Source organism: Bacillus sp. FDAARGOS_1420, from assembly GCF_019344915.1.
Lineage (GTDB): Bacteria > Bacillota > Bacilli > Bacillales > Bacillaceae_G > Bacillus_A > Bacillus_A mycoides.
Map to the genome: position 1 here is coordinate 332,204 of NZ_JAHWJB010000001.1, position 12,372 is coordinate 344,575.

The window sequence follows — 12,372 nt, forward strand, 5'->3', positions numbered from 1 at the left end:
ACAGTACCAGAAGTTCTATATAATTCTTTTTATCATGTAACACATTAATAATCAAATACTAGAGAGGAGATGCATGATAATGAACAATGGTAGACGCATCGGACTTATGATGATTATTACAGGAGCTACCCTATGGGGATTATCTGGTCCCATGATTCAGTGGCTATTTCAACATACGAACGTATCATCAATTGATTTTTTAACAATTCGCCTGTTACTCGCAGGAATATTCATTTTGGCTTTCTTGCTTATAAAAAAACAAAACATATTTCACATTTGGAAACACCCTAGACATTCTATACAGCTTATTATTTTCTCTATTCTTGGCATGCTTGGTGCGCAGTACGCTTTTATCGAAACAGTTCATATTAGTAATGCGGTCACGGCAACACTATTTCAATTTCTAGGTCCTGTTCTTATTACCATTTACGTTGCGTTTGAGCAAAAGAAATTCCCTGCTTCTATGCAAATACTCGCAATTATAACTGCTCTAACAGGGACATACTTTATTATTACAAACGGTTCAATTGAAAATATTGTTTTATCTAAAGCAGCTATTACTTTCGGCCTGTTAACAGCGATTGGTTTTGCGTTTTATACCCTTCATCCGGCTTCTCTTATTAAAGAATGCGGAACAACTATAGTAATTGGCTGGGGGATGTTAATTGGAGGGATTGCACTGCTTATTTGTAATCGTTCTTTTGGGTGGAATCAGATTTTGCAAACTTTCACACTTCAAACTTTTTCTATGCTTATTCTTATCATTATAAGTGGCACTCTTTCTTTCCTTCTTTATATCGGGAGTCTTAAATATTTAGCAGCAACAGAAACAAGTATTTTATCTAGCATTGAACCACTTGTAGCTGCCATCGTTTCAATCGCTTGGCTTAATGAGTCTTTTGGAGCATATCAATTATTAGGCGGAGTATGTATTGTTCTTTCTGTTATTTTCTTAACAATGCCTCAAAAAGAGAGAGAACCAACCTTTTCAACTGAGCAAATATAAAGTGAAACTTTAATCAGTGGAGGTTTTGTTCATCCCCACTGATTATTAGCCCGCACCAATCAGGCGTTTACGGGCAGTTAATGCGGGATAGAAAATGTCAAAAGAGGTCGTACAAAACTTACGACCTCTTTTTATGATTTAAAGGAATTGTCCCGCCTGCTAGCAAATACAATTACACTAACAATAAAAATTAGGAGTGTGGCAACATGAAAAAAATCGGAACTATGCTACTTTTCTCCTTCCTCATTACTGGCTGCGCACAAGTGCAACCAGATTCAAATGCACCTAAAAAAGAAGTACTAGAAACGTCATCCTCTCAAATTAACGCACCTTCCTTTTTTCATCTTAGTGTTTTAAAAGATGTAAATTGGGAAGAAGCACCTTCATTCGTAGAAGGAAAAATACCGTTAAAAGGCATTGAAAGAAAAATTGCAATGGCTGATAGCTCTATTATCGCAAATGAGCAAAATGAAATAATGTGGTTCTTCCTAGATCCTAAAATACCGACTGGAAAACTATCTATTATCGCGCTAAAACAAGGATCTACAACTCCAACACCAGTACTCTTTCAAAAAGAAACTTCCAAACAAACTTGGACTACTTCAAATACAGTCGATACAACCATAAAGGAACTCCCTCTCGTAATGTCTCTACCTTCATCTGGATTATGGGTATTAAATATATATGTGAATGAAAAATATTATGATCAGTTTGTAATCAACGCCGAATAAAGTGACAAAACTGAAACACTTCCTTACAACAATGTAATTTCTACGTCACGTACTTCGATAGTTGGATTATCTCTCTTCTCTTATACTTAAAATAAGAAATGAAGCGAGGAGAGATGAGAGATGAAAAAAATGATAGAAGTGATCGTAGCAGTAACTGAGGTTTTAGTAAATGGTAAACCAGTTGCAATGGAATTAAATAAAGTGAAACTTTATTCAGTGGGGGTTTTCCCCATCCCCCGCTGAATATTAGTTGAACCAATCGGGCTTTTACGGGCAGTGAATCCCCCAACTAACTTCCTTGCATCCACTGAATTTTGAGTTGGGAGTCTTACTGCCCGTTAATGCGGGATAAATAATGAAAGGGGCTTGAATAAATTTACACTTCTTCATTTTTTTAATTTCTTATCTCAAAAAAAGCAGTGCCTTTTTAAGGCGCTGCTTTTGACTATTTATAACTTGGCATTTTCGTAATTTGCGCCACTCCTGAATCAATGGCTGCTTTTGCTACCGCTTCTGCAACACTTGGAACAACTCTTTTATCTAATGGATTTGGAATTACATAATTCGCATTACGCTCTTCGTCCGTAATTATGTTAGCGATCCCATATGCTGCCGCTAATTTCATCTCTTCTGTAATATCAGTCGCACGAACATCTAACGCACCACGGAATATTCCAGGGAACGCCAATACATTATTTACTTGATTCGAATAATCAGAACGTCCAGTTCCTACTACAGCTGCCCCAGCTGCTAATGCGTCCTCTGGGAATATTTCTGGGATTGGATTCGCCATTGCAAACACAATTTGTTCCTCGTTCATCGTCTGTATAAGTTCTTTCGTTAATACGTTTGGAGCAGATACACCGATGAAAATATCAGCTTGATGAATCGCTTCCTTTAATGTTCCACGTACATATTCTCGGTTTGTCTTCTTTGAAACTTCGATTTGCGCTTCGTTCATCCATGTTTCACCTTCACAAACAATACCTTCTAAACTAACTAACGTAATGTGTTTTGCGCCAGCTTTTAATAATAATTTTCCAATTGCAATTCCTGCCGAACCCGCACCGTTAATAACAATTTTCACATCGTCCATTTGTTTACTTACAACTTTTAGTGCATTAATAACAGCTGCTAAAACGACAATAGCCGTCCCATGTTGATCATCATGGAATACAGGAATATTCGTTTCTTCTTTTAATCGTCTTTCAATTTCAAAGCAACGTGGTGCTGCAATATCTTCTAAATTAATTCCTGCAAATGTAGGCTCTAAATTTTTAACAAGGGTAACGATTTCATCCACATCAGTCGTCCCTAAACATAACGGGAAAGCATCTACATTCGCAAATGTCTTAAATAAAATACTTTTCCCTTCCATAACAGGCATAGCCGCTTTCGGTCCAATATTCCCTAAACCAAGTACTGCAGTTCCATCTGAAACAACTGCAACCATATTACCACGTGCTGTATAGTCATAAGCTGTTTCCTCATCTGCCGCAATTGCTTTGCAAGACTCCGCTACACCTGGTGTATAAGTCAGGCTTAAATCATCCGCTGTATTTACTTCTACCTTACTTGTAATCTCAATTTTCCCTACTAACTCTTTATGCAATAACAATGATCTTTCATTAATTTGATTTTCTAACATACTTATAATCTCCCCTTAATTTGACAAGCTAGCTATATGAATATAGCTAGCTTGTTTGATCATGAAAACATTGTTAATAAGATTGTCGCTGTTACAACCATTGCTGCCCCGCCTAAACGCGTCGAAATTTGCGCAAATGGCATTAATTCCATACGATTTGAAGCTGATAAAATTGCAACATCTCCAGTTCCACCTAAACCGCTATGACATCCAGTTACAATCGCTGATTCAACTGGATACATTTTCATCACTTTTCCTATAAGAAAACCTGACGCTACCATTGTAAGAACAACCGATGCACAAACAACAACATATCCTACAGAAAGAACTGCTGCTACGTCTTTTAACGGAATATATAGCAATCCTAAACCGACCATTAGCGGCCAAGTTAAATTCTTTGAAATAAATTTATATAAATGGAATGCTCCTTGTTCCATTTTTGCTGGCATTAATTTAAAGTATTTCACAAGTGCCGCTGAGAAAATCATAATGATTGCTCCTGGAATACCGATGAACTTAGAAGCAAATCCTCCAAAGATGAAGAACGTACACGCAATTAATAAACCTGCTCCCATTAATGAGAAGTCAATTGGCTTCTCTGTATTTTGTTCTTTTAATAACTCTGCTTGATTATCTGTTTTCACTAATACACCGTTACCACTAAGCTCAGGTCTCTTCTCACCTAAACGCTTCATATACCCTGCACTCACGATTGCAAACATATTCCCAATAATAGCTGCCGGAATAAGCTGTGATACAAACGTTGCTGATGATTCGTTTAAAATATCGCTGTAAGCTAGTGACAATGGTAAAATCCCTTCTCCAATACCACCACTCACAATAGGTACAATGATAAAGAAGAATGTCTGCTTCATTTCAAATCCAAATAGTGAGCCGACTAATAAGCCTACTGCTACAGAAGCTAACGTTCCTACTACTAAAGGAATAAACATGCGAACGAAACCTTGTACTAACACTTTCCGGTTCATTCCTAAAATACTTCCAACTACTAAACAAGAAATATATAAATATAAAAAGTTCGATTTTTTCATTAACATAGTCGCAGCTTCCATTGAAGCTGGATTCATCCAGTTAAAAAATACAAGTAACGATGGAATAAATAATGAGAGAATTGCTGGACCACCGATATTTTTTAAAATTGGAATTCTCATCCCAATGTCACCTAAGAAAATACCCATGATCATAATAACTGCAAAACCACCAATCATATCTGCTGGTAATTTATTATATACAGATGCTCCATAAATAATAGCAGCCAATACTACATATAACGGTAAAGGTATAACACCGATTTTAACGTTCATAATTTTAGAAGCGAAAGATTCACTTTTCAATTCATTGCCTTCAGAAAATGATACCGCTTCCACATTCTTTTGAATTCCCATATGGCACCCCCTTGTTTTCTTAATAACAATATTAAAACGCTTTCAATAGTAAAAATAGTTTTTGTAAGTTTTGTAATTGGTTTTGTAATTAAAAAAAGTATAAGCGACTTATAATAAGTCACTTATACGTAAAAACTTATTTTATTTTGGTCAATACACCTTAATTTACTCACCGGTCTTCCCACATTTTGATACACCATTTCATTCTCTAATACTCCAATTTCAGTCAAAAACATTACATACTTTCGAATAGAAACTCTCGAAACCCCTACTAATTGCGCCATCTCATCTGTTGTGAACGCTTGTCCATGAAGCGATTCGATTTTCTGCCAAATTAGTTGCAACGTTTGCTTTGTTAACCCTTTTGGAAGCTCTTTAGTAACAAGAGCCTCTCTTTTGTCTTTTTGTAAAATTAGTGAATCTAGTTCCGATTGACTAATTTTTTGTTGTTCTTTCATGAAAGTAAATTTTTCTCGATACACCGTTAATGCTTCCTTAAAGCGTTCAAATGTAAATGGTTTAATTAGATAGTCTACAACTCCATATTGTAATGCTTTTTTAATACTTCCCATATCATGCACAGCTGAAATCATCATAATATCAATTTCTTTTTCTTGATTTCGAATATACATTAAAAGCTCAAATCCAGTCTCCTCAGGCATAAAAATATCAAGTAATATGAAGTCTACTCGTGACTTCTCTAATACTTGTATCGCTTCTTTAACTGAGTTAACTGCATGGACAAGCTCAAATCCTCCCACTTGCTCTAAATAATGCGTATTTAACATCGCAACCATCGGATCATCTTCTACAATCAAAACTTTGATCATTTTATCTCTCATCCCTACTTTTAGGTATTTCAATCGTTATTGTTGTTCCCGTTCCTAACAATGACTGCACATAAATTTCCCCATTTATTCGCTGTATACTTTCTTTTACAAGATACAAACCATAACCGCGATTATCCCCTTTTGTGGAATAACCTTTTGTAAATAATGCATCCACTGCGTCTTCTTCTATACCTTTCCCCGTATCTTGCACTGTAATAGTTAATGTATTCTGATATTGTATCCCAACTTCAACTTGTTTCTTTTTGCAATGTATCACTGCCTCTAATGCATTATCTATTAAGTTCCCTACAATCGTAATAAGTTCATGAGTAATACTTTCATCATATATTTCCGGCAAGTAAGAATCTTCACTTATAATTAACTTTATATTTTTCTCCCTAGCATAACTAAGTTTACCTAGTAAAAATCCAGCAAATACTGGACTTTTTATTCTTTTCATAACCCCACCAATTTCATATTGATGCTCTGATACCATGCCGCTTATATACTTTTGTAATTCTTCATATTGTTTCATATGTGTAAGCCCTAATACGACATGCATCTTATTCATAAACTCATGAGATTGTGCCCGTAATGCTTCCGCATATAGCCTAATACCAGTTAGTTCCTCGGCTAGTTTTCTAATCTCTGTTTTATCACGAAATGTTGCAATTGCGCCAACTATTTCTCCTTTTACATATAAAGGAACACGATTCGTCACAATCGTAATTCCATAAATATTTTGTTCTTCGTTTAATTGTACCTCTCCCGTTTGCAACACTTCTTTTATACGCGAATTTGGCATATACAACTCAACATCTTTACCAATAAAATCTTCTTCCAGTCCACTTTTTTTAAATAGCCGTTTCGCTTCATTATTAATTAATGTTACTCTCGCCTCTTTATCTACAGCAATAATGCCTTCTTTTACAGATTGTAACATCGTATTTCTTTCTTCAAGAATTTTCGCTATCCTGTGCGGCTCAAGACCGAATAAACTTTTCTTTATATGCCTAGCTAGCAATATTGCTCCTATAAGTCCGACTAATACTCCAACTCCGACACCGATATAAATAATATGTCTACTTTCCTTAACTCTCTCTTTTACATTATCTGCCGAGATACCAACGGCCACCGCGCCAAGTTGTTCACCTGTTTCAGAAAATATTGGTACAAACACTCGCATTGAAATACCTAAAGTTCCTTCTGCTAGCGATACATGTTCCTTTCCTTTCAATGCAGGCCCTTCATCTCCCCCAATAAAATGATGACCTATTTTTTGAGGATCTGGATGTGATTTTCTTATTCCATTCATGTCCATAACGACAATAAATTGAACACCTGTGTTTTTTAATATTCTATTTGTATACGTTTGAATTGCAGAAGTATCTGCTTTCCCAATCAAACCATCGATTACAATCGAGTCATTCGCCACAATATGTGCAATTGTTTTCGCTTTCTCTGCCTGGCTATCCTCCGTTGTCCGCTCTACATTATGACTAATTAATATATCTGTAACAAGTAAAGAAAAAATTACAACTGTACAAACTAACAATGTAATCGTTTTCCATAAATTCCATAGTCTTTTTCTTTTTTTCATCCCGTTAATGACTCCCCTAATTACTGAATATAAAAATAAGTAAGGTGATATTATTTTCACCTTACTTATTTGCTGTTATTATACTTTAAATTTACTAATCATTTCTTATAGTTCTTCTGTAGCCTTTGCAATTTCATCAATAGCATTCGTTACTTCATTTTCATCGCAGCTAAACCTTTCATTGTTTCTGCTGCTCGATTAATTTCGGAAACAAAATATAATAATAACACGTATTTTTTTTTGCTGATTATGCATTTTTACATATGTAATTATTCTTAAAAGTTTAAATTACAAAATAAGAGAACTTCCATACATAGAAGTTCTCTTTCTTCTTATCAATTTTTCTTCTTTAAAACACTTCTCACAAAACCTTCTTTATAATCCGTATACTCTTATTCCCTTACTTCACTTTGAACTTTTCACATAACTAATTGCTTGGCTCTCCATCTGTATCCAAGCCTTTTCAAAATTCTCCCTCGGTACGCTTATATTCGGACTATCATTAAGAGGATCTTGAATATATACAGACTCCTTATCATATCCAACAAGAACAACACAATGTTCATTATAAGTAATAGAAACATCTCCACCATTTGTTTCCCATATAGTGAATTCCTCCTCATCTAGTGGGGCATATGTTGCATTTGTAATCATGACTACCGGTTGTCCTGATTTTACACTCTTATAAATTTCTTCTATACTTTTTCCTGTTAAATCTATAGCTTCATTCGGTAAATATTTTTTTGCTAATTGAAAAAGCGGTCCATGATATACACCGTATCCCGATTCAGAAAACGTATAAATGTTCCCCACAAATCCTTCATTCGGATTTCCTCTTACACCATCGTCTAAAAAATCTACCTTTTTGATGTCACTCGCTAATTTCATCTTATCTATAGAAACACCCGCATATTGTAACATCATCGCTAAACTTGTTACTTCGCAGCCTCTATCTAACTCTGGTAACTGCTGAATTAAAGGCACATTTGATAACATGACTTTTTCATCGTTATTACTAAACTCTATTCGTTTTTGACTTTGTATACTTGATAATAGTAATCCCTTTACTTTCTCCACATACTCTGTAATCCCATTTGTATATGCACCCCATACCCCTATACATAGTACGGACATACATATATACCACTTCCATTTTCGTATCACTCTCACGCCCTTTTTAATTCGTTAAATACGAATAAAACGCATCAGCATCTGTTTGAATCATCGGTACAAATTTTAATTCATTTCCTTTTTCAGGTTGTTCTCGTTTTATTTTTTCCGCTAGCTCTTGAATGCCTATATTCGTTCTATCCATATTAAGCTCATCTGCCATTTCTACTACTTTTTGTTCATTAATTTCTCTTAATACTTGATATATATCTTTGCCGTATAAATCAATATGATATTTTTTTGCTTCTCCCTGCACTTTTTGTTCGTACACTTCTTGTGCTAAATCTTCCATCTCTTTTCCTTTTTGAGAAATACCTAACTTTCCTGCTTCTTCTCTTACTTTCGTTCCATAGATTTCTTCCGCAATGTCTTCTATTTCTTTTCCATTTGTCGAAATACCTAATTTATCCGCTTCATCATTAATTTTAATCGTATTAATTTGAGTAATCAAATTCACAATCGATGTATTATCTATAGATATGCCTAGTTTTGACGCTTCTTGCTTCACTTTTGTTTCATAGATTTCTTCTGAAAGAGTTCCGACATCTTTTCCTTCTGCCGAAATACCTAATTGTTCTGCTTCTCTTCCTACCTCAGTCTCATGAATTTCTTTTTCTAACGTAATTTGTTCTTTCCCATCCGTTTCAATGCCTAACTTTTCCGCTTTTTCTTCCGTATGCATTGCATGTATTTTCCCATCATTTAATTGTTCTTTACTACGCTGCGTGTAATCTGTCTTTCCTTTTGTCATCCCAGAAGGAGAGGCCCCCCCTAATATACTTAAACTCATTACTCCAATAATGAATACCGTCATCATTTTCTTTTTCAATACTTCTTCCTCCTTCTCACGCTTTCTGTTTCCATCTTTCCCATAATTTTTTTAATACTATACATCAACTTCATCACCGTTAAAAATAACAGTATGATTCATCTAATTCATCCAAAAATATCTACTCCAACATCTCTTTCTATTACAAGTTTCCATGATGTAATACATGATACAAGTTGTTTCTTAACTTTCCCTTAAAAAAAGACGACCTTGTAAAAACAAGATCGTCTTCTCACTTATATTCTTTGGTTTTTAGGGAAAATCACTTCAAAACAAGTTCCTTCTCCCCATTTGCTCTCCACCGATATTTTCCCATAATGCTTTTCTACAATCCAATTAGCGATTGAAAGACCTAACCCAGCTCCTTCTGACATACTTCTTGCTTTATCTCCTTGATAAAAACGATCAAATAACTTTGGAATATCCACTTCTTTAACTCCTATCCCGTTATCCTTCACTTGTATGCGAATCGAACTACTCGTTTGTATACAAGTAATTTGAATATGTCCACCTTCATTCGTATACTTCATTGCATTATCTAGCAATATGACCATCAATTGATGAATTCTCTCTCTATCGCCAATAAACGATATGTCACGTTCTACTTTTAATATCATCTCTTTTTCTTGATAAGAAGCAATCTCTTTATATGGATCTACTATTTCTTCTAACAATTTATCCACTTCAAATGTTTTCTTATCCATCTCGATTTGATTAGAATCCGAACGTGCTAACAATAATAAATTGTTAACTAGTTTTGATAGCCGTCTACATTCCTTTGAAATTGTAGAAATATCCATCGCCTTTTCTTCTATCGTCGCAGATGGTGACTGGAATAATACATCTGTTTTTGATTGAATAACCGCAAGTGGTGTTCTTAATTCATGCGATGCGTCCGAAACGAACTGCTGCTGTTTCTCCCATGAATTTTGAATCGGTATGAGTGCTCTACCCGCTAGGAAAAAGCCGATTCCTATTGCACATAGACTTCCTATGCTGCAACCTATAACGAGAATTAAAAATAAAGTATTTATCATTTCTTTTTCGGCTGTTGTATCACGTACGATTTGCACAATTTGTCCGTCATCCTGAAACGCTAATGTTCTGAAATAATGCCCCTTTACTTCTATATCCTGAAGAACTCCTAATTTCTTTGGCGCAAAAGCTGGAATATTCTCTGTAAAAATAGAGAAAAATCTAGGGTTTTTCTCATCCATTGAGATTGTATTTCCCTTCCAGAACAACTTCATGACTCTTGGATCCCCAATTTGAATATTTTTCATGCCTCCCTTTGGAGGATTCTTAGATTTAACCCCATCTTTATATTCAATTATTTTTTCAAATGATTTATCTACTGCACCATAAATTCGATTATATGTGTATAAATAAATTATACTGCCTAATACCCCAATTAATACGATAAAAACTAATGAATTTACTATAGTCAAACGAATGCGTGTTTTTTGAAACATACTTCCCTTTTTCATTGTTCTTTTAATATATATCCAATACCACGAACAGTTTGAATATCTTTCTGATAACCGAATGGTTCTAATTTTTTACGTAAATGATGAACATACACTTCTACTATGGCTACTGTTGTATCCGAATCAAATCCCCAAACACGATCGAAAATTTGTTCACGCATTAAAATCTTCCCGCTATTTTGAATAAGATACTCTAGTAGCTCGTATTGTTTTAATGTCAGCTTAATACCTTGTCCATCTACTTGAATGTCTTTATCTTTTCCGAACAATTCAATTCCTTTATAGCGAATGGTCTGCTGTGTTGTTAAACTACCACTTCTGCGTAGTAATGCACGAATTCTCGCTTTTAATTCAGGGGCCTGAAACGGTTTAACAATATAATCATCTCCACCAAAGTCCAACCCTTTCACTCGATCTTCTAAAGAATCCCTCGCTGTCAAAAACAGGACTGGTGTTTCAATCTTTTCATCACGTATTTTTTGAATCACTTCAAAACCGTCCATTTCTGGCATCATCACATCAAGCAAAATGGCATCATATATATTCTGTAAAGCTAGAAATAATCCATCTTCTCCATTCAATGCTGTATCTACTTCAAATTCATCGCGTAAAATTTGTACGATAGACTCTAATAACGAGGCATTATCTTCTACTACAAGTAAGCGCATATTCTCACCTTACACAATCTATTTCAACTCTCTTTATTATTGCATCTCTTCTCTTCATAACGAAATAATGTAATCATATTATGTAATTTCATTTTCAACTATTTCCTTCTAAAGTTTTGCTCGATATAAAATTTTGAACCTTTATTATAAAGGCTCTTTCTTAAATTTTGCTTAATAAAAAATTGAAAGAAATAAGATTCCTCTTATCTCTTTCAATTTTTTACTACATATACCTTTTTACTTGGCAACTCCAAACAATTTAACTGACCACCATACACAGCCCCGCCATCAATTCCAATAATACGATTACTACCAAAATACACTCCGCAATTCTCACTACCATGAAGCGTTTTTGTTTCCGTATGGCCAAATACAACAACCTTTTCGCCGCTATATCCATTATGAAATTCATTACGGATCCACATTAATGTATATGGTTCAGATTCAGAAACTCGGTTCATCGGCTCAACACCAGCATGTACAAAGATATACTCTTCTGTTTCAATGTAATGATCTAATTCTTGAATAAACGTTACATGTTCCTCTAATATATGAGATTGTAAAATCGGTTTTTGGAAGTTTTCCTCATTAACCGCAATGTCTTCTTCTACAAATCCATAGCTATATAACGTTTTATCTCCACCATTCCTTTTTACCCAATGGTTCCATGAACGTTCCTCATCAGTCGTTAACGCCTTGATCATCATATCTTCATGATTGCCCTTTAGAACGAGGGCTCCCTCTTCTTTTAACTCTTTTACCTTTTCAATTACTGCACGCGCATTTGGACCACGATCTACATAATCCCCTAATAAAATCAATTGATCCTGTCTTGCATCGTATTGAGCTTCTTCCAATAACTGTTCGAACTTTTCTATTTCTCCATGAATATCACTAATAACAAGTATTCTCTTCATTTCTTCTCCTTCTTTCTAAACCATTCTCTTTCTAATTATAGATTAAAATGAAGGAAATTTCTGAATACTAATCCGAAATA

The 12,372-nt window shown here is 34.8% G+C and carries 12 protein-coding genes; 3 read left to right on the forward strand and 9 right to left on the reverse strand.

What is annotated here, in order from left to right; genetic code table 11:
- The first annotated feature begins 79 nt into the window (after window positions 1-79).
- From I6L50_RS01865 to I6L50_RS34690, 3 genes are all read left to right on the forward strand, one after another.
- Complete coding sequence (locus I6L50_RS01865; RefSeq protein WP_219300269.1) at window positions 80-1,006, forward strand: DMT family transporter; 927 nt, start codon at window positions 80-82, stop codon at window positions 1,004-1,006.
- Between the two features lie 206 nt (window positions 1,007-1,212).
- Window positions 1,213-1,737, forward strand: coding sequence for a DUF4871 domain-containing protein (locus I6L50_RS01870; RefSeq protein ID WP_219300270.1), 525 nt, complete (start codon window positions 1,213-1,215; stop codon window positions 1,735-1,737).
- Window positions 1,738-1,857: 120 nt separating this feature from the next.
- On the forward strand, window positions 1,858-1,980 hold the full coding sequence (locus I6L50_RS34690; protein ID WP_257475349.1) for a hypothetical protein: 123 nt from the start codon (window positions 1,858-1,860) through the stop codon (window positions 1,978-1,980).
- A 202-nt stretch (window positions 1,981-2,182) separates the two neighbouring features.
- Here the strand turns inward: I6L50_RS34690 and I6L50_RS01875 are convergent, their stop codons facing one another.
- The 9 genes from I6L50_RS01875 to I6L50_RS01915 form a co-directional block, all read right to left on the reverse strand.
- Window positions 2,183-3,385, reverse strand: a complete 1,203-nt coding sequence (locus I6L50_RS01875; RefSeq protein WP_219300272.1) for an NAD(P)-dependent malic enzyme — start codon at window positions 3,383-3,385, stop codon at window positions 2,183-2,185.
- 59 nt (window positions 3,386-3,444) lie between these two features.
- Window positions 3,445-4,791, reverse strand: coding sequence for a 2-hydroxycarboxylate transporter family protein (locus tag I6L50_RS01880; RefSeq protein ID WP_016093372.1), 1,347 nt, complete (start codon window positions 4,789-4,791; stop codon window positions 3,445-3,447).
- A gap of 122 nt (window positions 4,792-4,913) precedes the next feature.
- Window positions 4,914-5,621, reverse strand: coding sequence for a response regulator (locus tag I6L50_RS01885; RefSeq protein ID WP_219300275.1), 708 nt, complete (start codon window positions 5,619-5,621; stop codon window positions 4,914-4,916).
- A gap of 1 nt (window position 5,622) precedes the next feature.
- Entirely contained in the window at window positions 5,623-7,221 is a 1,599-nt protein-coding gene (locus I6L50_RS01890) for a sensor histidine kinase (RefSeq protein ID WP_219300277.1), read from the reverse strand.
- A gap of 405 nt (window positions 7,222-7,626) precedes the next feature.
- On the reverse strand, window positions 7,627-8,355 hold the full coding sequence (locus tag I6L50_RS01895) for a C39 family peptidase (RefSeq protein ID WP_219300279.1): 729 nt from the start codon (window positions 8,353-8,355) through the stop codon (window positions 7,627-7,629).
- Between the two features lie 43 nt (window positions 8,356-8,398).
- Window positions 8,399-9,220 carry a transporter gene (locus tag I6L50_RS01900; RefSeq protein ID WP_219300281.1) on the reverse strand — a complete coding sequence of 274 codons (822 nt, stop codon included), beginning with the start codon at window positions 9,218-9,220 and terminating at the stop codon, window positions 8,399-8,401.
- A 236-nt stretch (window positions 9,221-9,456) separates the two neighbouring features.
- On the reverse strand, window positions 9,457-10,692 hold the full coding sequence (locus I6L50_RS01905; RefSeq protein ID WP_219300283.1) for a sensor histidine kinase: 1,236 nt from the start codon (window positions 10,690-10,692) through the stop codon (window positions 9,457-9,459).
- Between the two features lie 11 nt (window positions 10,693-10,703).
- Window positions 10,704-11,375 (reverse strand): response regulator transcription factor, encoded by a 672-nt coding sequence (locus I6L50_RS01910; protein ID WP_113937945.1) that lies wholly within the window; start codon window positions 11,373-11,375, stop codon window positions 10,704-10,706.
- A gap of 212 nt (window positions 11,376-11,587) precedes the next feature.
- Entirely contained in the window at window positions 11,588-12,292 is a 705-nt protein-coding gene (locus tag I6L50_RS01915; RefSeq protein WP_219300285.1) for a metallophosphoesterase family protein, read from the reverse strand.
- Between the last annotated feature and the right edge of the window lie 80 nt (window positions 12,293-12,372).